General features: G+C 59.6%; 23 protein-coding genes. 8 read left to right on the top strand and 15 right to left on the bottom strand.

Annotation, left to right across the window (positions count from 1 at the left end; genetic code table 11):
- Window positions 1-8: 8 nt before the first annotated feature.
- Complete coding sequence (gene glpT, locus B3X29_RS00460) at window positions 9-1,361, bottom strand: glycerol-3-phosphate transporter (RefSeq protein WP_159339612.1); 1,353 nt, start codon at window positions 1,359-1,361, stop codon at window positions 9-11.
- A gap of 250 nt (window positions 1,362-1,611) precedes the next feature.
- Here glpT and glpA point away from each other — a divergent pair, with 250 nt between their 5' ends.
- Genes glpA through glpC form a run of 3 tightly spaced genes read left to right on the top strand, consistent with a single transcriptional unit; the run spans window position 1,612 to window position 5,634 of the window.
- Complete coding sequence (glpA, locus tag B3X29_RS00455; protein ID WP_159339613.1) at window positions 1,612-3,240, top strand: anaerobic glycerol-3-phosphate dehydrogenase subunit A; 1,629 nt, start codon at window positions 1,612-1,614, stop codon at window positions 3,238-3,240.
- Window positions 3,230-4,447, top strand: coding sequence for a glycerol-3-phosphate dehydrogenase subunit GlpB (gene glpB, locus B3X29_RS00450; protein ID WP_159339614.1), 1,218 nt, complete (start codon window positions 3,230-3,232; stop codon window positions 4,445-4,447). The genes glpA and glpB overlap by 11 nt, the downstream gene beginning before the upstream one ends.
- Window positions 4,444-5,634 carry an anaerobic glycerol-3-phosphate dehydrogenase subunit GlpC gene (glpC, locus tag B3X29_RS00445; RefSeq protein ID WP_103180425.1) on the top strand — a complete coding sequence of 397 codons (1,191 nt, stop codon included), beginning with the start codon at window positions 4,444-4,446 and terminating at the stop codon, window positions 5,632-5,634. The genes glpB and glpC overlap by 4 nt, the downstream gene beginning before the upstream one ends.
- Before the next feature lie 32 nt (window positions 5,635-5,666).
- On the opposite strand, the gene B3X29_RS00440 is transcribed toward glpC, so the two are convergent.
- The 4 genes from B3X29_RS00440 to tctD form a co-directional block, all read right to left on the bottom strand.
- Complete coding sequence (locus B3X29_RS00440; RefSeq protein ID WP_103180427.1) at window positions 5,667-6,866, bottom strand: nicotinamide mononucleotide deamidase-related protein YfaY; 1,200 nt, start codon at window positions 6,864-6,866, stop codon at window positions 5,667-5,669.
- 93 nt (window positions 6,867-6,959) lie between these two features.
- Window positions 6,960-7,499, bottom strand: coding sequence for a YfaZ family outer membrane protein (locus B3X29_RS00435; RefSeq protein WP_103180429.1), 540 nt, complete (start codon window positions 7,497-7,499; stop codon window positions 6,960-6,962).
- A 128-nt stretch (window positions 7,500-7,627) separates the two neighbouring features.
- Window positions 7,628-9,037: a sensor histidine kinase gene (locus B3X29_RS00430; protein WP_103180430.1), complete on the bottom strand. Its 1,410-nt coding sequence runs from the start codon at window positions 9,035-9,037 to the stop codon at window positions 7,628-7,630.
- Entirely contained in the window at window positions 9,024-9,698 is a 675-nt protein-coding gene (tctD, locus tag B3X29_RS00425) for a transcriptional regulator TctD (protein ID WP_103180432.1), read from the bottom strand. Before tctD ends, B3X29_RS00430 begins: the two co-directional genes overlap by 14 nt.
- Window positions 9,699-9,846: 148 nt before the next feature.
- On the opposite strand from tctD, the gene B3X29_RS00420 reads away from it, so the two are divergent.
- From B3X29_RS00420 to B3X29_RS00410, 3 genes are read left to right on the top strand one after another with little or no spacing between them, the layout of a single operon-like run.
- Window positions 9,847-10,827, top strand: a complete 981-nt coding sequence (locus B3X29_RS00420) for a Bug family tripartite tricarboxylate transporter substrate binding protein (RefSeq protein ID WP_159339615.1) — start codon at window positions 9,847-9,849, stop codon at window positions 10,825-10,827.
- A gap of 11 nt (window positions 10,828-10,838) precedes the next feature.
- Window positions 10,839-11,270, top strand: coding sequence for a tripartite tricarboxylate transporter TctB family protein (locus tag B3X29_RS00415; protein WP_159339616.1), 432 nt, complete (start codon window positions 10,839-10,841; stop codon window positions 11,268-11,270).
- Between the two features lie 11 nt (window positions 11,271-11,281).
- Window positions 11,282-12,796 carry a tripartite tricarboxylate transporter permease gene (locus B3X29_RS00410; protein WP_290503192.1) on the top strand — a complete coding sequence of 505 codons (1,515 nt, stop codon included), beginning with the start codon at window positions 11,282-11,284 and terminating at the stop codon, window positions 12,794-12,796.
- Here B3X29_RS00410 and menE read toward each other — a convergent pair whose 3' ends face one another.
- The 8 genes from menE to B3X29_RS00370 all read right to left on the bottom strand — a co-directional run bounded on the left by menE (window position 12,797) and on the right by B3X29_RS00370 (window position 20,729).
- The gene (gene menE, locus B3X29_RS00405) at window positions 12,797-14,158 is read right to left on the bottom strand and encodes an o-succinylbenzoate--CoA ligase (RefSeq protein ID WP_159339617.1); all 1,362 of its coding nucleotides are present in this window, start codon (window positions 14,156-14,158) and stop codon (window positions 12,797-12,799) included.
- Window positions 14,155-15,120, bottom strand: coding sequence for an o-succinylbenzoate synthase (gene menC / locus B3X29_RS00400; RefSeq protein ID WP_159339618.1), 966 nt, complete (start codon window positions 15,118-15,120; stop codon window positions 14,155-14,157). The genes menE and menC overlap by 4 nt, the downstream gene beginning before the upstream one ends.
- The gene (gene menB, locus B3X29_RS00395) at window positions 15,120-15,977 is read right to left on the bottom strand and encodes a 1,4-dihydroxy-2-naphthoyl-CoA synthase (RefSeq protein WP_103180443.1); all 858 of its coding nucleotides are present in this window, start codon (window positions 15,975-15,977) and stop codon (window positions 15,120-15,122) included. Before menB ends, menC begins: the two co-directional genes overlap by 1 nt.
- Window positions 15,974-16,750 carry a 2-succinyl-6-hydroxy-2,4-cyclohexadiene-1-carboxylate synthase gene (gene menH, locus B3X29_RS00390; protein WP_159339619.1) on the bottom strand — a complete coding sequence of 259 codons (777 nt, stop codon included), beginning with the start codon at window positions 16,748-16,750 and terminating at the stop codon, window positions 15,974-15,976. Before menH ends, menB begins: the two co-directional genes overlap by 4 nt.
- Window positions 16,747-18,417 carry a 2-succinyl-5-enolpyruvyl-6-hydroxy-3-cyclohexene-1-carboxylic-acid synthase gene (gene menD, locus B3X29_RS00385; RefSeq protein ID WP_103180447.1) on the bottom strand — a complete coding sequence of 557 codons (1,671 nt, stop codon included), beginning with the start codon at window positions 18,415-18,417 and terminating at the stop codon, window positions 16,747-16,749. The genes menH and menD overlap by 4 nt, the downstream gene beginning before the upstream one ends.
- A gap of 88 nt (window positions 18,418-18,505) precedes the next feature.
- Window positions 18,506-19,801 carry an isochorismate synthase MenF gene (gene menF, locus B3X29_RS00380; RefSeq protein ID WP_159339620.1) on the bottom strand — a complete coding sequence of 432 codons (1,296 nt, stop codon included), beginning with the start codon at window positions 19,799-19,801 and terminating at the stop codon, window positions 18,506-18,508.
- Between the two features lie 98 nt (window positions 19,802-19,899).
- Entirely contained in the window at window positions 19,900-20,205 is a 306-nt protein-coding gene (elaB, locus tag B3X29_RS00375) for a stress response protein ElaB (protein ID WP_103180450.1), read from the bottom strand.
- A gap of 62 nt (window positions 20,206-20,267) precedes the next feature.
- Window positions 20,268-20,729, bottom strand: a complete 462-nt coding sequence (locus B3X29_RS00370) for a GNAT family N-acetyltransferase (RefSeq protein WP_159339621.1) — start codon at window positions 20,727-20,729, stop codon at window positions 20,268-20,270.
- Between the two features lie 73 nt (window positions 20,730-20,802).
- Between B3X29_RS00370 and rnz the strand changes: the two genes are divergently transcribed.
- Window positions 20,803-21,720, top strand: a complete 918-nt coding sequence (gene rnz, locus B3X29_RS00365) for a ribonuclease Z (RefSeq protein ID WP_103180454.1) — start codon at window positions 20,803-20,805, stop codon at window positions 21,718-21,720.
- A 66-nt stretch (window positions 21,721-21,786) separates the two neighbouring features.
- Window positions 21,787-22,791 (top strand): chemotaxis protein, encoded by a 1,005-nt coding sequence (locus B3X29_RS00360; RefSeq protein WP_103180456.1) that lies wholly within the window; start codon window positions 21,787-21,789, stop codon window positions 22,789-22,791.
- A gap of 109 nt (window positions 22,792-22,900) precedes the next feature.
- Here the strand turns inward: B3X29_RS00360 and nuoN are convergent, their stop codons facing one another.
- Together nuoN and nuoM are read right to left on the bottom strand one after the other, a co-directional pair.
- Window positions 22,901-24,358: an NADH-quinone oxidoreductase subunit NuoN gene (gene nuoN / locus B3X29_RS00355; protein WP_103180457.1), complete on the bottom strand. Its 1,458-nt coding sequence runs from the start codon at window positions 24,356-24,358 to the stop codon at window positions 22,901-22,903.
- Window positions 24,359-24,364: 6 nt separating this feature from the next.
- Entirely contained in the window at window positions 24,365-25,894 is a 1,530-nt protein-coding gene (gene nuoM, locus B3X29_RS00350; RefSeq protein WP_156654950.1) for an NADH-quinone oxidoreductase subunit M, read from the bottom strand.
- Between the last annotated feature and the right edge of the window lie 2 nt (window positions 25,895-25,896).

Here is a 25,896-nt window from a genome sequence, read left to right as displayed (position 1 = left end):
AGTGCTCCTTATTGACGACGCGCCAGCACGTCCGCGTGGTGACGTTTTTCACCGATCATCACAACAATCAGCAGCAATACCGCCAGCACGCTTCCGCCGATCATCACCATAAAGCCGCCGTCCCAGCCGAAGAAGTCAACGGTATAGCCTACGATGGCGCTCGCCGCGACCGAACCGCCCAGGTAGCCGAACAGACCGGTAAAGCCTGCCGCCGTGCCTGCCGCTTTTTTCGGTGCCAGTTCCAGGGCATGCAGACCAATCAGCATAACAGGGCCATAAATCAGGAAGCCGATGACGATCATACAGGTCATATCCACGCCCGGGTTGCCCGGCGGGTTGAGCCAGTAGACGACGGTGGCAATGGTCACGAGGGTCATAAAGAAGACGCCCGTCGCGCCACGGTTGCCCTTAAACACTTTGTCCGACATCCAGCCGCAAATCAGCGTCCCCGGGATCCCGGCGTACTCGTAGAGGAAGTAGGCCCAGGAGGATTTATCCAGCGCAAAATGCTTCACCTCTTTCAGGTAGGTCGGCGACCAGTCGAGGATGCCGTAACGCAGCAGGTAAACAAACACGTTCGCTACCGCGATGTACCACAGCAGTTTGTTCGGCAAGACGTACTTCATGAAGATCTGCTTTGCCGTCAGCTCTTCTTCGTGCTTCTCGCTGTAATCATCCGGATAGTCGTTTTTATACTCTTCAATCGGCGGCAAACCGCAGGACTGCGGCGTGTCGCGCATCAGCGCAAAGGCGATAATCGCTACCAGGATTGCCCCAAAGGCTGGCATATAGAGCGCCGCGTGCCAGTCGTTGAACCAGGCCATCCCCAGCAGGAACAGCAGCGGTGGAAGCCCGCCCCCGACGTTATGGGCGCAGTTCCAGACCGACACGATACCGCCGCGCTCTTTCTGCGACCACCAGTGCACCATGGTGCGTCCGCACGGTGGCCACCCCATCCCCTGGAACCAGCCGCAGAGGAACAGCAGCACAAACATAATGGCGATGCTGGAGGTCGCCCACGGCACAAAGCCCATAAACAGCATGACCGCTGCCGCCAGGATCAGGCCAGCGGGCAGGAACACGCGCGGATTCGAGCGATCCGACACTGACCCCATAATGAATTTCGAAAAACCGTAGGCGATAGAGATCCCCGACAGCGCGAAACCAAGATCGCCGCGTGAGAAGCCCTGTTCCACCAGGTAGGGCATGGCGAGTGCGAAGTTTTTACGTACCAGATAGTACGCCGCATAGCCAAAGAAAATCCCCATGAAGATTTGCCAACGCAGACGGCGGTAGAGAGGGTCTATCTCTGCCTCTGGCAGTCGCGCCCGATGTGGCGCAGGTTTAAAAATACTGAGCATAACAGCCTCCGTGGCCTTTCAAAAAGTGACCGGACATCACGCGCCCGGCTAGAGAGGCGGGGATGTTAAGAAATCACGGTGATTGTTACTGTGAATCAACGCACAGATTGTTACAGAAATATGACAGAATGCGCAAAAAAGCGCATTAAATCACGTTTCACTTTCGAAATTCGCTCGTTTATGTTCGATATCAAACAAACCACAGTTTTTATGTGGCTAAATGAGACAAAACGAACACTGAGGGATGGCAATGACAATTCACGATCCACGCTATAGCGATGTGATTATCATTGGCGGGGGCGCGACCGGCGCAGGCATCGCCCGCGACTGCGCGCTCAGGGGGCTGAGCGTCACGCTTCTGGAGCGCCATGATATTGCAACAGGCGCAACCGGACGCAATCATGGTCTGCTGCACAGCGGCGCCCGCTACGCCGTCACCGACGGCGAATCGGCCCGCGAATGTATCGCCGAAAACCAGATCCTCCGGCGCATTGCCCGTCACTGCATTGAGCCCACCGACGGTCTGTTTATTACGCTTCCCGAAGACGATCTCGCCTTTCAGTCAACCTTCATTACCGCCTGCCAGGCCGCAGGCATTCAGGCGCAAGCCATTGATCCTGCCCTCGCGCGCCGCATCGAGCCTTCGGTTAATCCAGCATTGACCGGGGCGGTGAAAGTTCCGGACGGCACCGTGGATCCGTTTCGCCTGACGGCGGCCAACATGCTGGACGCCCGCGAGCATAGCGCGCGGATCCTGACCGGCCATCAGGTCACCGGGCTTATCCGTGAGGGGCATCGCATCGTGGGCGTGCGGGTCCTGGATACGCAGTACAACGAACACAGCGAGCTCTATGCCGCCGTGGTGGTCAACGCGGCGGGGATCTGGGGGCAACGCATCGCGGAATACGCCGATCTCTCTGTGCGCATGTTTCCGGCCAAAGGCTCGCTGCTGATCCTCGACCACCGCATTAATAACCATGTCATCAACCGCTGCCGCAAACCGTCTGACGCAGATATCCTTGTACCGGGGGATACCATCTCGCTCATCGGGACCACCTCCACCCACATTGACTACAGCGAGATTGATTTCAATCGGGTCACCGCAGAAGAGGTCGACATCCTGCTGCGCGAAGGAGAAAAACTGGCGCCGGTGATGGCCCAGACCCGTATCCTGCGCGCCTACGCGGGTGTGCGCCCGCTTGTCGCCAGCGATGACGATCCGAGCGGACGCAACGTCAGCCGTGGCATTGTGCTGCTTGACCACGCCGCGCGCGACGGGCTGGACGGTTTCATCACCATAACCGGGGGTAAATTGATGACCTACCGTCTGATGGCCGAATGGGCGACGGATGCCGTCTGCCGCAAGCTGGGCAATAGCGAACCGTGCGTGACCGCGGAACAGCCCCTGCCCGGCTCGCGCCAGTCCACCGAGAAAACAGTGCAAAAAATTCTCTCCCTGCCCGCCCCCCTGCGCGGTTCGGCTGTCTATCGCCATGGCGACAGAACACCGGTCTGGCTGGGTGAAGGGCGGCTGAGCCGCAGTCTGGTATGCGAGTGCGAGGCCGTTACCGCCGGGGAAGTGCAATACGCGGTGGAGAATCTGACGGTGAATAGCCTGCTCGATCTCCGTCGCCGCACCCGCGTCGGGATGGGCACCTGTCAGGGGGAGCTGTGTGCCTGCCGTGCCGCCGGGCTGTTGCAGCGTTTTCATACCACCACCGCCACCCAGTCGCTCGATCAGCTCAGCGATTTTTTAAACGAGCGCTGGAAAGGCATTCAGCCTGTCGCCTGGGGCGATGCCCTGCGTGAAAGCGAATTTACCCGCTGGGTGTACCAGGGGCTTTGCGGTCTGGAGAAGGAGCAACGCGATGAAATTTGATACGGCGATCGTCGGCGGCGGGCTGGCGGGTCTGCTCTGTGGCATCAAACTCACGAAGCAGGGACTGCGCTGCGCCATTATCACCCGGGGCCAGAGCGCCCTGCACTTCTCGTCGGGCTCGCTGGATCTGCTGGACGAAACGTACCGCGAAAAACTGCCGGCAGAGCATCCTTATCACCTGATCGGCGCGCAGCACATTGACCGCTTTGCCCTGGAAGCCGAATCTCTGCTGGCTGATTGTGGCGCACGTATGCAGGGGAGCGCCAGGCAAAATCACGCGCGCGTCACGCCGCTTGGCACCCTGCGTTCCGCCTGGCTCAGCCCGGAGGAGGTGCCCGTTGCCCCGTTCAAGGCCACGCGCGTGCGGGTAGTGGGTATTAGCGGTTTTCTGGATTTTCAGCCCCATCTGGCGGCGGCCTCGCTCAGTCGCCAGGGGGTCAACGCTGAAACGGCAGAGATTGACCTTCCTGAGCTGGATCTCCTGCGCGACAATCCCAGCGAGTTCCGCGCGGTGAATATTGCCCGTTTGCTCGATAACGAAGAGAAATGGCCGCTGCTGTATGAGGCGCTCAAACCGCTTGCAGAGGGATGCGATGCGCTCTTTATGCCAGCCTGCTTTGGCTTAGGTGATAACCGGCTGTGGTGCTGGCTCTCCGATCGCCTGCCCTGCTCGCTCGGCCTGCTGCCGACGCTTCCCCCTTCCGTGCCCGGCATTCGCCTGCATACCCAGCTTCAGCGCCAGTTTGTGGCCCAGGGTGGCGTGTGGATGGCGGGCGATGAGGTGAAAAAAATCACCCTGACAGACGGCACGGTGAGCGAAATCTGGACCCGCAACCACGACGACATTCCGCTTCGCACGCGTTACGCGGTGCTGGCAAGCGGCAGTTTCTTTAGCAACGGTCTGCTGAGCAGCCGGAAGGGCATTCGCGAGGCGATTATGGGGCTGGATGTGCGCCAGAGTGCCTCCCGCGCGGACTGGTATCAGAGCGATTTCTTTTCCCCGCAGCCCTGGCAGCAGTTCGGCGTGATTGTGGATAACCAGCTGCATCCGCAACTTTCCGGAAAGCCAGTTCCAAATCTCTACGCCATCGGTTCGCTTTTGGGCGGATACGATCCTATCGCCCAGGGCTGCGGCGGCGGCGTCTGCGCCATAACGGCGCTCTATGTAGCAGAGCAGATTTGCCAGCGCACGGAGGCTGAACAATGAACGACACCCGCTTTGAAAGCTGCATCAAATGCACGGTCTGCACCACCGTCTGCCCGGTCAGCGGCGTTAACCCGCGCTATCCCGGGCCGAAACAGGCCGGACCGGACGGCGAGCGCCTGCGTCTGAAGGACGGCGCGCTGTACGATGACGCGCTGAAATACTGCATCAACTGCAAACGCTGTGAAGTCGCCTGCCCGTCGGATGTGAAAATCGGCGACATTATTCAGCGCGCCCGGGCACGCTATAGCACGCAAAAACCGTCGCTGCGCGATGCCATTCTCAGCCATACCGACCTGATGGGCAGCGTCTCCACGCCGTTTGCCCCGCTGGTGAACGCCGCGACCTCGCTGAAACCGGTGCGCCAGCTGCTGGATGCCACGCTGAAGATCGACCATCACCGCAGCCTGCCTAAATATTCCCACGGCACCTTCCGCCGCTGGTACAAATCCGTAGCGGCAGACCAGGCGCGGTATGCCGACCAGGTGGCGTTCTTCCATGGCTGCTACGTGAATTACAACCACCCGCAGTTGGGCAAAGATCTGCTGAAAGTGCTGAACGCCATGGGTACAGGCGTGCAGTTGCTGAGCAAGGAGAAGTGCTGCGGTGTGCCGCTGATCGCCAACGGGTTTACCGATAAAGCGCGCAAACAGGCCAGAAGCAACGTCTCGTCGCTGCGCGAGGCCATCATCGATAAAGGCATTCCGGTGCTGGCCACCTCCTCGACCTGCACCTTCACGCTGCGCGATGAGTATCCGCACCTGCTGGAGGTGGACAATACCGGCCTGCGCGAAAAGATTGAGCTGGCGACGCGTTTCCTGTGGCGCAAGCTGGACAGCGGGCAGACGTTACCGCTGAAAAACTTACCCCTGAAAGTGGTCTACCATACGCCCTGCCATATGGAAAAAATGGGCTGGTCGCTCTACACGCTGGAACTGTTGCGGTTAATTCCGGGGCTGGCGCTGACGGTGCTGGATTCGCGCTGCTGCGGCATTGCGGGGACGTACGGCTTTAAGCGTGAAAATTACGAAACATCACAGGCAATTGGCGCGCCGCTGTTCCGCCAGATTGAGGAGAGCGGCGCCGATATCGTGGTGACCGACTGCGAAACCTGCAAGTGGCAGATAGAGATGTCCACCAGCAAGCGCTGCGAACATCCCATCACGCTGCTGGCGAAGGCGTTGGGTTAGGTATCGCCGGGGCCGCCGCCCCGGCAAACCGGTTACTCAACGAACAGCGATTCCACCACGTTGATCCAGCCGTGCTCGCTGGCCACCTCCTTACCTGCCAGCCAGCGACGCAGCATGTTCAGCGCCATCATGGCGCAGACCTCCTGACGCACCGCCAGGCTGTGGCGGCTGATACCCATTTTGACTCTTAAGGCATGGGTCCCTTCCGGCGTGGCGAGCGCAAAATTGAGATACTCTTCATCCAGTCCCCCAACAAACAGCGCCAGACCGGCAAAATGTTTCACCCGGCGTTCTGACGCCCAGCGTGCCGTCTGCGCCAGCGTCTCCTGCTGGAAGGGCACCACTTCGCTGGCCAGCAGTGGGGCACTGGCCCGGTTTAACTGCAACGCCAGCAGGCCACCGGTAAACTGCTCGCTCAGGGTAACGCTCAGCTGGCGCGACTGCAGATGCTTCGCAATCTGCGCTGGTAGCCCTTCCGTACCCTCGAAAATAAGACTTTCGCCCGCCACGCGCTGCACTTCCGGCCAGAGCGCCAGCATCGCCGCTTTCTGCGTCGCAGGCCCGGTCAGCTTGAGTTCAATGATCGGCATGGAAGAGCGATAGCCCATGGATACCCCCGGTGGCAGCGGCAGGTGATCGAGGCTCTGCGCCAGATCGCTTTCCGAGCGGCCAAAGGTGGTCAGGCGCAGGCAGACTGGCGGTTCAGGCAGGGTAAAACGTTGACGAAGGCGCGGCAGGATCTGCTGTTCGACCATCACTTTAAATTCAGACGGGACACCCGGCGTGAAGAACATCAGGCAGCGGTTCAGTTGAACGGCGAAACCGCAGGCGGTACCCACCGGGTTATCGACCAGTTCGGCGCTGGCCGGGATTTCAGCCTGTTTGCGGTTGCTGGGGGCCATCACGCGGCCACGTTCGGAGAAGAAACGCTCCATCTGGGCCAGCCACGCCTCATGCAACACCAGCCCTTCGCCTTTGGCGGTCGCGGCAGCCAGCGCGCTGAGATCGTCGCCGGTGGGGCCGAGCCCACCGTTCACAATCAGCACGTCGCAGTGTTCGCTACGCTCGCGCAGAACAGTCACCAGCGACTCAAGACTGTCGCCTACGGTATTGCGGCGCGTTAACGGTAATCCTTGCTCAAAGAAAAGATCGGCAAGCCAGGCAGCATTGGTATCAATAATCTGTCCATGCAGCACTTCGTCGCCGGTGGATAACATCTCCACGTTAATCATTGTGTTCTCCCGCTTATATGGTGAAAACACTATAGCGCAATCACCGGCACGGAGAGGAGAGAAACTGGCGCGACGGACGCCGCGCCGGAGGGGTTAGAAGCCTGCGCTGACGCCCACGTACGGGCCGTCAGCCAGCGCGTTGTCGCGGTTGCCCTCTTTGCCCGCCAGGTTCAGATAACGATAGCCCGCTTCGATGGTAATCGGACGCATGATGGTCCAGCGCGCACCCGCGTTAGCTTCTTTATAGCTGTCGATACCGCTGGAGAGGGAGTCCGGAGAGTAGTAATACTCGCCGAACAGGCCGAAGCTGTCGCCAATTTTCCACTGCAGACCGCCGCCCACTGCCGCCGCGTAACCTTCGTCACCGTCGTTCGGGTTGGTATAGATGCCTTTACCGCCGACGGTCGCCAGGAATGGACCAAGCGGAACGTTAAAACCGAGGCCCAGGCTTGCCGCATCGCCATCGTCGTCGTTATGCGTCCAGCCGCCGGTCATCGCCAGGCCTGCGCTATCCGTGCCAAGACCAAAGCCCAGGTGGGTATAGTCCTCGCCCGCCGAGCCGTTGAAGGAAATAGCGTTGGCCGCTGCCGATACACACATCAGGCCTAAGCCCATTAATGCCACTTTTTTCATTGTCGTGATCCCGCACAATTTGTTCACAGATATCCAAAACCGCGAGATTTTAACCTGACTGGCTATGGGATCAATGGACTCCGTGTGCGTCGGACAATTAGTTTGTAACGATTTGATAATATCAACATTTACGTCATCAATAAAAAGCGCATTTTGACGCACAGACCGCCCAGATTTTCACTGGCCATCAGTTGAAGATGGCTGCGGTGCAGGCGGGCGATATCGTTGGCCAGCGCCAGCCCAATCCCGGACCCGGTGGCATCTCCTACATTATCCAGCCGATGAAACGGCAGCATGGCCTGGGAAATCTGATCTTCAGCAATTCCCGGTCCGCTGTCCTCCACGCTCAGCTCAACAGCGTCGTTAACCGTGTGCAGAGACACGGTGACGATGCCCTGCTGCGGGGTGTATTTGATCGCATTCTCCAGCAGGTTGGCACACAGTTCGCCCAGCAGCACCTCATCACCTTCAATCATGACGGATTGCTGAATGCCGTCATAACCTAAATCGATCCCCTTGCTGCGCGCCTGCGCCAGCCGGGAGAAGCAGCAGTTCTGCACCACCTGAACCAGATCCACCGGGGCAAACTGGCGCTCTCCCTGCTCTTTGTGCTTCACCGTGGAGAACTGCAACAGCCGTTCAGTAAGGACGATGGTGTTGTCCAGCGTCACGTTCATGGCGCGTAAACTCTCCTGCCACAGGGCCGGATCGTTTCGCGTCAGGGCAACGGAAACCTGGGTTTTGAGCACCGCCAGCGGCGTTTTGAGCTGATGAGAAGCATCGGCGTTGAAACGCTCCTGGCGGGAAAGCACGCCGCGTAATCTGTCGATATAACGGTTAAAAGCCACGATCAGCAGCCGCGTTTCCGACCAGGGCAGCAGCTCCGGTAGCGGGGCCAGCAGCCCAGGCTCACGGCGCACCATCAGCGAGGAGAGCTGACGCATCGGGCGCAGCACGCGGCGCAGCAGCCAGGCGGTTAAGACCAGCGTCAGCAGCACCAGTAGCCCCTGCGAAACGAGTGATGAAAACAGAAGCTGAGTGGCGAGATAGCGCCGCGACTGCAAGGTTTCGGCGACGTAGATTTCCGCCATACCGGAAACATTGTCTTCGTTAATCGGCTGGAGAAGCTTCGCCACGCGGATCGCCTGGCCGCGATACTCGGTATGATAAAACCAGGCCAGCGCGGGATAGTGCGTGGTGCGCGACGTGGAGCGGGGCATATTCGGCAGATCGTCATAGCCGGAGATCACCCGCCCCTCCGGGTCAACCACCTTGTAATAGAGGCGATCGTTCATGTTCAGCTCGAAGCTGTCGAGCACCACCCAGGGAACATCGACCAGCAGCTTGCCGTTGTGCACCTCCAGCCGCTCAGAGACGGTACGCGCCGAAGATAACAGCGTGCGGTCGTACGCCTGGGTCGCCGCCTGCAGGGCGCTGACGTAACTGTTAAAAGCCGATAATCCCCACAACAGCAGCAGCGGCAGGCCGAGAAAAAGCAGCAGTTGCAGATAAAGCGACTGAGGCTTAACCCACTTCATCGCCGCACTCCAGCACATAGCCCAGCCCGCGCAGGGTGGTGATCCGCACCCCGCTGCCAGTCAGTTTTTTGCGCAGGCGATGAATGTAGAGATCGAGACTCTCGGGGCTGACGTCGTCATTCAGGCTAAACACCTGATCGAACAACTGCTGGCGGGAGACGGGCCGGGTGCGGCGATGCATTAGCACCTTCAGCAGTGACAGTTCACGCGGGGTGAGCGAGAGCGGCTCATCGCGCAGCAGGAAAAAACCGTCGTCGTCATACTCCAGCTCCCCAAGACGCTGGCGTTCCTGGGTTCGCCCCTCGCTTCGGCGCAGCAGGGCGCGAAGCCTGGCGTCCAGCTCCTCCAGCTCAAACGGTTTTGGCAGATAATCATCCGCCCCGGCGTTCAGGCCTTTCACCCGATCCGCCACGTTGCTGCGTGCGGTGAGAAACAGCACCGGCAAGGTCTGGCCGCGTTTTCGTAAACGGTGCACCACCTCCAGGCCGTCAAAACCGGGCATACCGATGTCCAGTATCGCCACCGCGTAGTTTTCCCCCTGCAGCAGATGATCGGCAGCGCGCCCGTCAGAAACGCAGTCTACGGCAAAGCCTTCCTGCACCAGCGCTTTCTCCAGCCAGTGAGCCAGCTCACGATTATCTTCCGCCAGTAAGAGACGCATATCACATCCTGTAAAGTTGGTGTCGCGTTGAAAGGGAAATGAAAGGTTATTGTTTTAACAATCACGCAACGGAACCGCTACAAGATAGTTCACATAATCAGAAAAAACCCGTACCCGTACCCCCGGATCGCCGGCGTGAGGATAAACGATGAAAAAACAATTACTTTCAACGGTTGCTGCAAGCGTATTAATGTTGAGTGCCTCTGTTGTCCAGGCGCAGGACGCTCCGTCCCGCACCGAATGTATCGCTCCGGCCAAACCGGGCGGCGGTTTCGATCTCACCTGCAAGCTGATTCAGGTCAGCCTGCTGGAGACGAAGGCCATTGAAAAACCGATGCGCGTGACCTACATGCCAGGCGGCGTGGGCGCGGTGGCCTATAACGCGATTGTCGCGCAACGTCCGGCGGAAGCCGGCACGGTGGTCGCCTTCTCCGGCGGCTCGCTGCTGAACCTTTCCCAGGGCAAGTTTGGCCGCTACGGCGTGGATGACGTGCGCTGGCTGGCCACCGTCGGTACCGACTACGGCATGATCGCCGTGCGCGCAGATTCCCCGTGGAAATCCCTGAAGGATTTGCTCACCGCCATGGAAAAAGACCCCAACAGCGTGGTGATTGGCGCAGGCGCCTCCATCGGCAGCCAGGACTGGATGAAAGCCGCCCTGCTGGCGCAGCAGGCGAAAGTGGATCCGCACAAAATGCGTTACGTGGCGTTTGAGGGCGGCGGTGAACCGGTGACGGCGCTGATGGGCAACCACGTGCAGGCAGTTTCCGGTGATCTCAGTGAAATGGTGCCTTACCTGAGCGGCGATAAAATCCGCGTGCTGGCGGTCTTCTCCGAAAACCGTTTGCCGGGACAGCTGGCAAATGTGCCGACTGCAAAAGAGCAGGGTTATGACCTCGTCTGGCCGATTATCCGCGGCTTCTTTGTCGGGCCAAAAGTGACCGATGCCGAATACCAGTGGTGGGTCGACAACTTTAACAAACTGCAGCAGACAGACGAATTTAAAAAGCAGCGCGATCTGCGCGGGCTGTTTGAGTTCAACCTGAACGGTAAGCAGCTGGACGAGTATGTCAAAAAACAGGTGAATGACTACCGCGAGAAGGCAAAAGCGTTTGGCCTGGCCAAATAACCGGAGGCGCTATGAGCGATCGCATTTTTGCCGGGATCTGGTTGTTGCTCTGTATTGGCGGGATGTTCGTCGCCTGGCAGATCCACAGCGAATACAGCTATGAACCCGTGGGGCCCCGCCCCTTTCCAATGGGCATTGTCGGCCTGATGCTGCTTTGCTCGGTGGCCATGCTGTTACGCCACCCGGATACCGTAGAGTGGCCGCCCAGACGCATTTTGCAGCGGCTGTTGGTGATGGTCATTGTGCTGCTGATGTATGCCTGGGGCTTTGAATGGCTCGGCTTCCCGGTGGCGACCGCCATCCTGACGATGGTGATCGGCATGCTGTTTAACGCCAGCCTCCCTGCGGCGGGGATCTCGGGTGTGATGATGGGCATTTTCCTGTGGTACGCCTTTGACCGCCTGCTGGATGTGACGCTGCCGCTTGGCGCCTGGCTTAATTAACGGAGCACGCTATGGATACCTGGATTTACCTCTCACAGGGGTTCGCCGTGGCGATGACCCCGGAAAACCTGGTGATCGCCCTGATCGGCTGCTTCGTCGGGACGATCGTCGGTCTGCTGCCCGGACTTGGGCCCATCAACGGGGTCGCTATTTTGCTCCCGCTGGCGTTTGCCCTGCATCTGCCTGCGGAATCGGCGCTGATCCTGCTGGCGACGGTCTACATCGGCTGTGAATATGGCGGCCGTATCTCGTCAATACTGCTCAACGTGCCCGGGGATGCGGCGGCCATTATGACCGCGCTGGATGGTTACCCGATGGCGCGGCAGGGGCGCGGCGGCGTGGCGCTGTCTATTTCCGCCGTCAGTTCGTTCTTTGGCTCGCTGATTGCCATTGGCGGCATCATTCTGTTTGCGCCTGCGCTGGCCCAGTGGTCGCTGGCGTTTGGTCCGGCAGAGTATTTTGCCCTGATGGTCTTCGCCATTGCCTGTCTCGGCAGCATGATGGCGCAAAACCCACTGAAATCGTTTTTGTCTGCGCTGATTGGCTTAGGGTTAGCCACCGTCGGCGTGGATGCCAACACCGGGGTCTATCGTTTTACCTTCGACAGCGTTCACCTCTCCGACGGCGTGCAGTTTATCGTGGTCGTGATTGGTCTGTTCTCTGTCTCTGAGATCTTACTGATGCTGGAACATACCAGCAGCGGGCAGACGCTGGTGCGTAAAACCGGCCGGATGCTCTTTAACGCCAAAGAGGGCGCGCAGTGTATCGGTACTACGCTGCGTTCAGGGGTGATTGGTTTCTTTGTCGGCATTCTGCCGGGTGCCGGAGCAACCATCGCCAGCGCCATCACCTACATGACGGAGAAAAAGCTCAGCGGCAACAGCGACAGCTTTGGCAAAGGCGATATTCGCGGCGTCGCCGCACCTGAGGCGGCCAACAATGCCTCGGCCTGCGGCTCGTTTATTCCCATGCTGACGCTCGGCGTACCCGGCTCCGGTACCACGGCGGTGATGATGGGGGCGCTGACGCTCTACAATATCACCCCAGGACCGGCGATGTTTACCGAACAGCCGGACATCGTCTGGGGTCTGATTGCGGCGCTGCTGATTGCTAACGTCATGCTGCTGGTGATGAACATCCCGCTGATTGGCCTGTTCACCCGTATGTTGACCATTCCGCTGTGGTTCCTGGTCCCCGCGATCGCGGCCGTCTCGGCGGTGGGGGTGTATGCAGTACACAGCACCACCTGCGACCTGATTCTGATGGTGGTGCTGGGGGTGTTCGGCTACATCTTGCGTAAAATGCACTTCCCGATGTCGCCGCTGATTTTAGGGTTTGTGCTGGGTGAGATGCTGGAGCAGAACCTGCGCCGCGCTCTGTCCATCAGCAATGGTAATGTCTCCATTCTGTGGGACAGCAACGTGGCGAAGATCCTGCTGACGCTGGCGATTGTGGTGGTGGTCGTACCGCCGGTGCTGCGCCTGTTTCGCCGCCGTCAGCGTAAGCCGCAGCCCGATATCGGCTAATTACCCTGACAGCTGGGCATTCACCCACTGTGTTAACGCCTGGCGGGAGATCTTAATCCCGCCATTTTTTAGTTCTGCTGGCAGCACCAGCCAGTGCACGGGCTGCTCAAATCGCGCCATTTTGCCCTGTACCCACTCCGGGAAGCGGGTGAAATCCGTTCCCGGTTCACACTCCACTACCGCCACCGGACGCTGACCAAATTCGGCGTCATTCAGCGGGACAATAAAGACCTGGCTGATGTGCGGATGGGTCGCGATAATCCGCTCAAGGCTCTCCGGCTGAATGCCCTCGCCTCCGCTGAAAAAGAGGTTATCCATCCGACCGAGGATCGTCAGGCGACCCTCATGCAGCTCCCCGCGATCGCGGGTGGCAAACCAGCCCTCAGAATTTGTGAGCGGCAGCAGCGCGCCGTCGCGCCAGTAGCCTGAAGCCATGCTTTGCGCCCTGATCCACACTTCACCGTTAACGACCTGCACCTCCCTGCCCGGCAGCGCACTGCCCACGTCCGGCTCACCGTCAGCCTCTTTCGCACAGACGGTAGAGGCAAACTCCGTCAGGCCGTAGCCGCAGAATGTGCAGATCCCCTGCTCACGCGCCTGTTGCGTCAGTTCAACGGGGATAGCGGCCCCGCCCAGCAGTACCGCTTTCAGCGCGATCCGCTGGTGGGTATTGAGCAGACGCCAGAGCTGGGTTGGCACCAGCGAGGCATGCGTACACCCCTGTAAAGCCTGCTCCAGCGGCTGCTTCTCGCGTACAGTTAAGCGCGCGCCGGCCTGCAGCCAGCGCCATAAGATCCCCTGCCCGGAGACATGAAACAGCGGCAGCGAAAGCAGCCAGTCGTCATCCTCGCCGTAGGGCATCAGCGCGAGGACACCCTCAGCGCTGGCAAGATGCGCCCCGCAGGTATGAACGGCCGCTTTCGGCAGCCCGGTAGAGCCGGAGGTGAGCGTCATTGAGGCCAGCCGCTCAGGCTGCCATGCCACGCTGTATTCGCCAGACTGTGCATGCATGCCAAGCGCGGCGAGTCCGTCATAGTGACCATCCAGCACCAGCGCAAAACGCAGCGTCATTTGCAGAAGCAATACCTCCAGCAGCGGGCGCGGGAGCTGAGGGTTAACGGGAAGAATACGCGCGCCGCACTGGAGCAGCGCCAGCCATGCGAGCAGAGTCTGCGGATGATTATGGGCAAGCAGCAGCACGCCGTCCCCCGCCTCCACGCCCTGCTGATGGAACCCTGCAGCCAGATTGTCGATGCGGGTGCAGAGCTGTTGCCAGCTCAGCACCTCGTCGTTGAGACGCAGAGCCGGTTTATCAGCACGCTGCTCGCGCCAGTGCCGCCACGGCCAGTCACTAAAACTCATTGCAACGGCTCCAGCGCCTCAACGCCCGCGCACGGCAGGGCGCTACCCGGCCACGGGCGAATAAGCTGGGTTTGCATCAGGTTTAACGTATCCAGCCCCGGGATGGTGTCGGGCGTTAACCAGGCGGCAATACGCGCCAGCTGCGTCAGCCCAAGGCTGGATTCGATGGAGGAGCTGATCACCGCCGTCAGCCCTGCGCTATGCGCTGCCGCCACCTGGGCACGCACCTTCGCCAGACTGCCCGTTAGCGTCGGTTTTATGACCACGGCGCTGACGCCCGGCTCGGCGGTAAAGGCAAAGTCCGCCTCGCGCAGGCTTTCGTCCCAGGCGATGGCTATGCCGGTTTCGCGGGCAAAGCCGCGTGAATCCTCACGGGTTTTGCACGGCTCTTCCAGAAAAGCGATGCGGCTGCGGTACGCCGGATTGACGTACTTCGCGAACTGCTGCGCCTTAAGCGGCGTCCAGGCGCGGTTGGCATCCAGACGCAGGCGCAGATCGGGGATTGCCTCCAGCAAGAGGTTAGCGACCATGCCGTCGCGTACCGCTTCGTAAAGACCGACTTTGATTTTCGCCACTTTCTCGCCGGGCATAGCGCTGAGCAGTGCAAACAGCTCATCCGGATCGCCGGTACAGAGCGGCGCGGCACGGTAATCGGCCTCATCAGGGAGGCTGCCGTCGAGCTCCGCGAGCGCACAACTGATGCCGAACGCGGCGGAAGGGACGTCGGGCAGCGGCGGATTCACGCCTGTACGCCATTCCTCTACCCATGCCATCAGCGCAGCCTGCGCCTCCTCCAGCGACTCCAGGCTAAAGCCCGGCAGAGGCGAAATCTCGCCCCAGCCCTGCCCTTCGCCCTGCTGCAGTTGCACGAAGAAGCCATCACGGGTTTTTAACCGCCGTTCACGCAGCACCACGCCCGCGTCCATCGGTATCTGCCAGCGGTAAACCTGCGCGCTGCGCATTACGGGTTCCGTTTGTATTTGCTGAAGTCCGGCTGGCGCTTCTCGTTAAACGCGTTGCGTCCTTCCTGACCCTCTTCAGTCATGTAGAAGAGCATGGTGGCGTTACCCGCCAGCTCTTGCAGACCGGCCTGGCCGTCGCAGTCGGCGTTCAGGGCCGCTTTCAGGCAGCGCAGCGCCATCGGACTGTTCTGCAGCATTTCGCGACACCAACGCACGGTCTCTTTTTCGAGGTCGGCAATCGGCACCACGGTGTTCACCAGGCCCATATCCAGCGCCTCCTGAGCATTGTACTGGCGGCAGAGGAACCAGATTTCACGCGCCTTTTTCTGACCGACAATGCGCGCCATGTAAGAGGCACCCCAGCCGCCGTCGAAGGAGCCGACTTTCGGTCCGGTCTGGCCGAAGATGGCGTTCTCTGCGGCAATGGTCAGATCGCACATCATATGCAGCACGTGACCACCGCCGATGGAGTAGCCCGCCACCATTGCGACAACCGGTTTCGGGCAGGTGCGGATCTGACGCTGGAAGTCGAGCACGTTCAGGTGATGGGTACCCGCATCGTCCTGGTATCCGCCGTAGTCACCGCGTACTTTCTGATCGCCACCGGAGCAGAACGCTTTTTCACCTTCCCCGGTCAGGACGATAACGCCGATGTTGTCGTCATAGCGCGCATCCGCCAGGGCCTGAATCATCTCTTTGACGGTTAACGGGCGAAACGCGTTACGCACCTCTGGACGGTTAATGGTGATTTTGGCGATGCCGTCAGTGGACTTGTGGTAGCGAATGTCGGTATAGCCTTCGGAGCAGTCCAGCCATTCCACCGGTGCATAGAGCATGTTTTCATCAGGGTAGATCATAGAGTGTCCTTAATTGAAAGAGGGAGTATCTGGGCCAGACGCTCAGCCACCGCAGCGGGGTTTTCCCGATGGGCGTTATGTCCGGCGTGATGAATTTCATGGCGGGTGGCGGTAAGCTGCCGGGCAATATCCCGAAACTTAGGGTCCTGTTCGCCATAGAGATAGAAAAAAGGAAGTGCGCACGAGGCGAGCTCAGGGCGTAAATCGGCTTGTTCGGCAAGCGACGTCGCCTGGAGCATGGCGGCCAGAGCTGGACCATTATTCTGGCTACGCAGGGCGACAAGCTGTTCGCGCTGCGCGGGGGTTAGCGAGGCAAATACCGGCTGCTGATACCAGTCGTCAAATACCGACGCCAGAGGTTCATGGCGCAAGCGTGCCGCCCACTGCGCATCGGAGGCGCGACGGCTCGTCCGCGCGTGTTCATCGCTCAACCCCGGATGCGCCCCCTCCACAATCAGCCCCTGTAGCCCCCCGGGCCGCTGGCAGGCGTGATACATCGCAATGCGGCCGCCGAGGGAGTACCCCACCAGCCAGTAATTTAGTATGTTGTAACTAATCAGAGTGCGATTGAGCAAGCCGTTGAGATGATGGAAATCACTCACCACAATGGAGGCCGACTCTCCGTGTCCCGGGAGATCGAGATAGAGGCGGGAATAATCGCTCAGGCGCTCCCCTGACACCTGCCATTCGCGGCAATCGCCGGAAAAACCGTGCAGGAAAACCAGCCAGGGTTTATCCGGCTGACCTTTACGCTGGGTTCCCGCGAGGATCATAGATGGCTTACCTGCGCCAGCAGGTTTTGCAGCATCTGCGCCCCGTCGCTGTCGTTTACCACCACCTCGATTAGCGTGGTGCCGGGTTTGCTCCACGCCGTGCTGAGCGCGCTCTCCAGCTCCGCCCAGTTTTCCGGGCGCTGATACTTGAGGCTGAACATCGCCGCCGCATGTTCAAACTGCACGTTCTGCGGCATCAGATAAAAGCGTTCCCGTTCGCTCTGCGGCGTCGGCAACAGGGAGAAAATCTGGCCGCCATTGTTGTTGATCACCAGCAGCACAAAGGGCGCCGAAGCCTGACGAAGCAGCGCCAGCGCGTTCAGATCGTACAGCGCCGAGAGATCGCCGACGATCGCCAGCGTCGAACGGGCATTCGCGCGCTGAACCCCTGCTGCGGTTGAAATCAGACCGTCGATACCGCTGGCGCCACGGTTACTGAATACCGGGTAGCCCGCCGGCAGGCGGGAGAAGGCGTCAATCAGACGCACCACCAGGCTGTTGCCCACAAACAACTGCCCCTGTTCGGGCAGATAGCGATGGATGCGGTGGGCCAGCTGCGCTTCACCGAATGCGTCGCTGTGTTGCGCCGTCAGTTCCCAGGCCTGGCGAGAGAGTTCAGGAATGTCGGTTGCCCAGGGGGCACGTTTTTCCGCCGGATGCAGCTCCAGCCACTCGGCCACGCTGGATACCAGCCGACGGCCACGATGGTGCGCAGGATCCAGCCGCCCTTCGCGGGAATCGACCAGCCAGTACTCTTCCGGCCTGCAGGTGGCCTGCCACTGCAGAAGACGTTTACCCGTCAGGCTGCCGCCAAGCTGCACCACAATCTGCGCCTGCTCCAGTTCGGTCACGGCTCTGGCGTTGCCGAGCCAGAGATCCGCGCACGGCAGCGGCTGGCCGGTCTGGGAGAGCACGTCGCCAATCAGCGGCCAGCCAAGCCGTTGCGCCCACTGCGCTACCTGCTTGCCTTCCTCGGCGCTCATCCTGCCCGCGATGACCACACCGCGTTTCTGCCGCCAGAAGAACCAGTCGCGCTGTTGGGGGCTTGAAAGCGCCGCCGGAGCGCGCAGCCAAGGTTTATCGCTCTGCCACCAGTCGCCCAGGGCCTGCTGCCACTCAAGATCGGTATCATCCATTTCGCCATACAGCGGCTCGGCAAACGGACAGTTGATGTGCAGCGCCCCGGCACGCAGCCCGCCCAGGGCGTTATCCACCGTCGAAACCAGCCAGCGGGCGGGAATATCGCGGGTCGGACGCGGCAGCGACAGGGTTTCTGTCGGATGGGTGGCAAAAATCCCCGACTGGCGAATGGCCTGATTGGCGCCGCAGTCGATCAGCTCCGGAGGACGATCTGCCGTCAGCAGCACCAGTTTTTCACCGGTCAGACCGGCTTCGATCAATGCGGGATAGAGGTTAGCCACCGCCGTGCCGGAGGTCACAATCACCGCCACCGGCTCATGGCTGGCTTTTGCCAGCCCCAGCGCCAGATGGCCGAGACCGCGCTCATCAAAATGGGTGTGATGAATAAAGGCGCGGTTTTCGGCGGCGGCCAGGGTCAACGGCGTTGAGCGCGAGCCGGGCGCAATGCAAACATGCCTGACGCCATGGCGGGTCAGGGCTTCAAGGATCACCGCCGCCCAGCGCCGGTTAAAGGAACTCACTGACATGGAATTGTCCGGTATCAATATTGCGACGTAGTATAAATAATAGAGAAAGATGTAATTTTGATATGAATCGGGAATGTATGACTCAGTATTAATCCTTTAGGAGCAGAGAGCGCAGCCCGGCTACTTTATTTTCAATCTCCTGCCACTCCTGATCGGGGTCAGAACCGCTGACGATCCCCGCCCCGGCATACAGGCGAACACAGCTCTCCTCAACGCTTGCCGAACGCAGCGCCACGCAGAACTCGCTTTGTGCTAACGAGAGATACCCGGCGGAACCGGCATACCACTCCCGGTCGAAGGGTTCATTGTGGGCGATGAAATCCCACGCCGCCTGGCGCGGCAGACCGGCAACGGCCGCGGTAGGCTGCAGGCGCAGCAGGCACTGTTCATCGTCCGGCTGTTGCAGCGCGGTCCAGATGCAGCGGCGTAAATGCTGAACCTTCCGCAAGCGCACGATTTGCGGCGGGAGGACATCAAGCACCCCGTTTTCCCGCTGCAGGCGCTGGCAGATGTCCTCAACCACCAGCATATTTTCCCGCTGGTTTTTATCGTCGGTCATCAGCCAGTTACCCAGCCGTGCGGCATGGGCATCGTCCGGATGGCTGGCAACGGTACCGGCCAGCGCTTCGGTGCGCAGCAGCAAACCGCGCCGCCGCCACAGCCGTTCCGGCGATGAGCCGAGAAACGCCCGGCTGGCATCAGGGCGCATAAAGAAGTGATAGCACTGGAAGTTGACCTGCCGGCTGGCCGCCATCAGCGCGGCGGGGTTTACCGCCTCGTTAAACTGCAAATCTGTCGCCCGGGCCAGCACCACTTTATCGAATGCCCCCCGGCCGATAGCCTCTGTCGCCCGGGTAATCAGCTGAAGCCAGCCGGCCCGGTCAGGGAGATGCGTTTCGCTCACCACCGCCTGCGTGACCGGGGCGACAGGCTGGCTCTCCGCCAAAGTCTGCATAAACTCCCGCGCGCGCTGGGCCTCCGCTTTCAGGGAGGTGTCGCTCCAGAGCACCAGGCGCAACGTTGCGGTCCCGCCGAAGCGCTGCCACAAAAGGCGCGGCAGGAACAGGCTGCCCTGCTTTGGATCGAAGGCATTAACGCCCACCACTCTCAGGTCGGGTGCGTGTGGATAACGGTTTAAAAACTGACGGGCAACGGATAACGAGGAGAAATGCGTTATCGCTCCGAGAGCAGCATACTCTTCGTCGCCATTGCGCTGCTGCCAGTAGAACTGCGGGTAGATGTGCTGGGCATTCAGCCAGCCGAGCGGATCAAACGCGTCGTTGAGGGCAAAGGAGACATCGAGATAATGCAGGCCTGGGGTATCGGGAAAATCGTCAGCTAATTGTTGGCAAAGGCCTTTCAGCGCGGTGGAAATCGAGTGCACGCGAACTTCTCCCAGCTCAAAAACCTCACATTATAAGGGGTACTAAACAGAAAAAGCAGTACCCCGAGTTGGCAGGGAGAAGCGTTCGTGCTGTGTTGTTAACGGCGGGCGAGTAAAATACCCAACACCAGGCCGGCGGCGGCGCCTACGCCAATCCCCTGCCACGGCTTTTCACGGACATAATCATCCGCACGATAGACCGCTTTTTTGGCCTTGTAATAGTATTGATCGGACGCATGACCCACGCGCGTTTTCACATCATGCAGAGCCTGCTCAGCACGCGCTTTTAGCTCAATGTATTTCTGATCGGCCGGATCGCCGGAAGAGCGTAAGACCTCCTCCAGGGTTTCACTCAGCAGGGTCAGATCGTCATCTACATGGTTATCCGATGATTGATAAGACATAGTGTTCTCCATGTGGTTGCATCAGTTCCGTAACTATAGACAATGCTTGACGATTCCGCCTGCTACGCTTGTTGTACCTCTTTCGCCATACCCACGTGCGGAATGCTATCTTCGTCGTAGATATCCGTCACCTGCACAAAGCCAAAACGGGCATAAAAAGTGTGCAGATGCGCCTGCGCCCCGAGGTATAACGCCTTGTCGGGCCAGTTATTTTCGCAGGAACGCAGCGCGTGCTCCATCAGGGCATAGCCCAGCTTCTCGCCCCGCACCTCACGGCTGATAATCACGCGGCCAATCACAACGGGGGAGAAATCGTCGTCACTTTTCAGAATCCTCGCATACGCCACCAGCCGGTTATCTTTCCAGCCGAGGATATGGCGGTTCTCCCCCACCAGGTCTTCGCCGTCAATGTCCTGATAGGGGCAGGTTTGCTCAACGACAAACACCTCACAGCGCAGTTGAAGTAAGGCGTAAAGCACAGGAACGGACAGCTCGCTATGGTGCAGATCTTGCCACTGGATCATTGGGGTCTCCTTATCGTGAGGGGAGCCGTTATACTAATGACTTTTCATCCCCGGTGCAGAGGCTGAGTGCATTATGGAGCTGTTTTTTTTAGGAACATCCGCTGGCGTACCGACCCGTACGCGCAACGTCACCTCAATTTTGCTGGATCTCCAGCACCCCACCCGCGGCGGGCTGTGGATGTTTGACTGCGGCGAAGGCACGCAGCACCAGCTGCTGCGCACCGCCGCGCATCCCGGCAAGCTGGATAAAATTTTCATTACTCACCTGCACGGGGACCACCTTTTTGGCCTGCCGGGGCTGCTCTGCAGCCGCTCGATGGCAGGCAATATCCAGCCGCTGACCATTTACGGCCCGCCCGGTATCCGGGAGTTTGTTGAAACCAGCCTGCGGATCAGCGGCTCGTGGACGGATTATCCCCTCGAGATTATTGAGATCAAACCGGGCGTGGTGTTCAAAGATGATGCCTACACGGTGACCGCCGCGGCGCTCAATCACCCCGTGGAGTGTTACGGTTTTCGCATTGAAGAGCGGGATAAACCCGGCGCGCTGGACGGTGCCGCGCTGATTGCCGCGGGAGTGCCCTTCGGCCCGCTGTTTCAGCAGCTAAAACGCGGCGAAAGCGTCACCCTGGAAGATGGCCGAACCATCAACGGTGCGGCGTATCTCTCCCCGCCCCGTCCGGGTAAGAAGCTGGCCCTCTTCGGGGATACCGCCCCCTGCGACAACGCCCTTGCGCTGGCTCAGGGCGTCGATCTGCTGGTGCATGAGGCCACCCTGGAGGTAGCGATGGAGGAGAAAGCCAATAGCCGCGGCCACAGCTCCACGCATCAGGCGGCCAGGCTTGCCCGCGACGCGCAGGTAAAAAAACTGATCGTCACCCACGTCAGCTCCCGTTACGACGCCGAAGGCTGCGCCATGCTGCTGGCGGAGTGTTGCGCCATCTTTGCTGCCAGCGAGCTGGCAGAAGATTTTGCTACCGTGCGCGTTTAATGCTCTGGTTTTCCCCGAAACTGCCGATAACCCTATCAGGCCGGTATTTTTCACTGAGGGGCAAACATGGATAACTTCCAGAAAGACATTGATGACAGGGCAAATCTTACTCTGTCGAACCGATTTGAGCTGCTGCTGTTTCGTCTTGGCCGCTCAATGAATGAAAACAAATCTGAGCTGTTCGGCATCAACGTCTTTAAGCTTCGCGAGATTGTGCCCATGCCCTCGTTCACCAAACCGGCGGGGATGAAGTCGCCCCTGATGGGTATGGTTAATATTCGCGATCAGGTGATCCCGGTTATCGACCTGGCCGCGGTGGCAGGCTGCAAGCCAACGACGGGGCTGAACATTTTGCTGATCACCGAGTATGCCCGTAGCGTCCAGGCGTTTGCCGTGGAGTCGGTCGAAAATATCATGCGCCTGGACTGGAAGCAGGTGCATGCGGCGGAAACCGCGGTCAGCGGACGCTATATCACCAGTATCGCCTGTCTGGATGAGAAGACGGATACCAACGATCTGGCGATGGTGCTGGACGTTGAGCAGATCCTCTATGACATCACTCCGGCTAACCACGACCTGCATGCTACCGATCTGAAAATCACCAAATTCAATATCAAGCCGGGTGCGGTGGCGATTGTGGCAGAAGACTCCAAAGTGGCGCGCTCAATGCTGGAAAAAGGGCTGCAGGCGATGCAGATCCCGGCGCAGCTGCATATCACCGGCAAAGAGGCCTGGGAGAAGATCGGCGTGCTGGCCGCGCAGGCCCAGGCGGAAGGGGTGCCCATTACCGATAAGATCTCGCTGGTGCTGACCGACCTTGAGATGCCGGAGATGGATGGCTTTACCCTGACGCGCAAAATCAAAACCGACGCCATCCTGAAGGATATTCCGGTGGTGATCCACTCTTCCCTGTCCGGTAACGCCAACGAAGATCATATCCGCAAGGTGAAAGCCGATGGATACGTGGCGAAGTTCGAGCTGAACGAGCTGTCATCGGTGATTGAAGAGGTGCTGGAGCGCGCCAACAAGAAAATCGACGGGCCGCTGATTAGCCGTAAGCAGCTGGCTTAAGCCCGGCGGCGCTTCGCTTGCACGGGCCTACGGTTTTGTAGGCCGGGTAAGCGCAGCGCCACCCGGCAATAAAAAAACCCGCCGAAGCGGGTTTTTTTTTCTGCCGTTTTTACATCAGCGGCATCGCATGCTGCACGATGGTGATCAGCGGCTGCGGATAGATACCGAAGATCAGCACCAGCAGCGCGGAGATGAGCACCACAATACCGCCGGCGCTGTACTGCCAGTTGCCTGGCGCATCGCGGTTGAGCTGCTGAGGCGCACTCAGGTAGAGGCTCACGGCAACGCGCAGGTAGTAGTAGAGACCAATCGCGGAGCCGATAACGACACCCGCCGTCAGCCACCACAGACCGGCCTGCACACCCACTGCCAGCACATAGAACTTCCCGATAAAGCCGAGCGTCATCGGGATACCTGCCAGCGAGAGCATCATCACGGTCATCACCGCGGAGAGGATCGGACGGTGCCAGAACAGACCACGGTAGGAGAAGAGCGAGTCGGCATCCGGGCCACGGTACGGGCTGGACATCAGGCTCACCACGCCGAAGGCGCCGAGGCTGCTGAACAGGTAACCGGCCAGGTAGACACCCACGGTCTCCATGGACATCTGACCGCTCTGCAGGGCAATCAGCGCCACCATCAGATAGCCGAGGTGGGAGATGGAGGAGTAACCGAGCAGACGCTTGATGTTGGTCTGGCTCAGCGCCATCAGGTTACCGAAGATGATGGAGACAAAGGCGATCACGCCCAGCACTACGCGAACCGCTTCGCTGTCACCCACCGGGGCGTAGAGGAACAGACGCATCACCACCCCGAAGATAGCGATCTTGCTCGCCGTCGCCAGGAAGGTGGATACCGGCGCTGGCGCACCCTGGTAGACGTCTGGCGTCCACAGGTGGAACGGCACCAGAGAGAGTTTAAAGCCGAGGCCAACAATCATCATGCCCAGACCCGCCAGCAGCAGCGGCTCATGCAGCATGCCGTCGCCGAGGCTCTTGCCGAGCGCTTCAAATGAGAGGTTACCGGACTGAGCGTAGAGCAGCGCAATACCAAACAGCAGGAAGGACGAAGCAGCAGCAGACAGGATCGTATACTTGATACTCGCTTCCAGAGAGCGCTTCTGGCGGAAGGCATAACCAATCAGGCCGAACAGCGGCAGCGAGATCAGCTCAATACCGAGGAACAGCGCCGCCAGATGGTTGGCATTCGCCAGCAGAATGCCGCCCAGGGCCGCAATCAGAACCAGCAGGTAAAACTCTTCTCTGTTGTCGTTGTACCCTTCCAGCCACGGGTAGGCAAAGGTGCAGGTCGCCAGACTGGCTAACAGCACCAGCCCGGTGTAGAGCATGGCGAAGCCATCAACGCGCATCAGCGGCGTGACGTCCATCGCCCCCGCCTGGCCAACAAACCAGAGGGAGACTAACGCAGCGTTCAGACCCAGAACCGCCAGCGTGGCATTCAGGAAGTGATTGCGTCGCCACGCAATGGAGAGCATCACAACCACCACCGTCAATCCGACGATCAGCAGCGGTAGCAGCGCAATCAGTTGTTGTGGAGTTATTGTCATGGCGATTTACGGCCTTGTAGTAGAAGCAGAATTAACAAACCACTGCTGGATATTACCCATCGCGGAGTGCGAGGTATCCAGAATCGGCTGCGGGAAGAAGCCCAGCAGCACCAGCAGTACGACCAGCAGCAGGATGATGAACAGCTCGCGCAGCGACATCCCCGGCAGTTCTTTGGCAGCGATCTCACTCTTCGCTTTACCGAAGTAAGCGCGGTGCAGCATCGCCAGCGAGTAAACGGAGGCGAACACCAGACCGAAGGTGGAGATGACGGTAATCATCGGTACCACCTTGAAGCTGCCGAACAGGATCATAAATTCGCCAACGAAGTTACCGGTCCCCGGCATCCCCAGCGTGGCAACCGCGAAGAACATCGACATCGCTGGCAGCCACTTAATTTTGCTCCACAGACCACCCATCTGACGCATGTCACGGGTGTGCAGACGTTCGTACAGCTGACCACACAGGATGAAGAGACCGGCTGCGGAGAGACCGTGGGCAATCATCTGGATCACCGCGCCCTGGTAGGCCAGCTGGCTGCCGGTGTAGATAGCAATCAGCACGAAGCCCATGTGGGAAACGGAGGTGTAGGCAATCAGACGCTTGATGTCGTACTGCGTGAAGGCCATCCAGGCACCGTAGAAGATACCGATCACACCGAGCCACATGGCAATCGGCGCAAACTCTGCGGAGGCATTCGGGAACAGCGGCAGCGCGAAACGCAGCAGACCGTAGGCCGCGGTTTTCAGCAGGATACCCGCCAGGTCAACGGAACCCGCCGTTGGTGCCTGGGAGTGCGCATCTGGCAGCCAGCCGTGCAGCGGCACCACCGGCATCTTCACCGCAAACGCAATGAAGAAGCCCAGCATCAGCAGGTATTCTACGCCGTGGGACATTGGGGTCTTCAGCAGGTCCTGATAGTTGAAGGTCCAGACGCCGGTCGCGTTGTAGTGCACGAAGACCAGCGCCAGGATGGCAATCAACATCACCAGACCACTCGCCTGGGTATAGATGAAGAACTTGGTGGCCGCCGTGATACGCGTTTTACCGTCGGATGCCTTATGGCCCCACAGCGCGATCAGGAAGTACATCGGCACCAGCATCATCTCCCAGAAGAAGAAGAAGAGGAACATGTCGATGGCAAGGAACACGCCGATCACGCCGCCCAGGATCCACATCAGGTTCAGGTGGAAGAAGCCCTGGTATTTTTCGATTTCTCGCCAGGAGCAAAGCACCGCCAGAACGCCGAGCAGACCGGTCAGCACCACCATCAGCAGCGACAGACCATCAATCGCCAGATGGATGGTGATACCGAAACGCGGGATCCACGGCAGAATAAATTCAGACTGCCACTGCGGAATGCCCGCAGACTGGGTCAGTGAATAGCCGCCCTGCAACCAGAGTTGCAGACCGAGCGCGAGCGTCAATCCCATGGTGATCAGCGCAATCCAGCGCGGCATCTTCACGCCAAAGCGTTCGGTCTGCCAGCACAGGAACCCACCGATAAAGGGAATTAATATTAGCCAGGGTAGTAACATGG

The organism is Leclercia sp. UBA5076 (genome assembly GCF_002416465.1).
Classification (GTDB): Bacteria; Pseudomonadota; Gammaproteobacteria; order Enterobacterales; family Enterobacteriaceae; genus Enterobacter.
The sequence above is the reverse complement of the archived record's forward strand: the minus strand, read 5'-3'. Positions and strand labels throughout refer to the sequence as shown.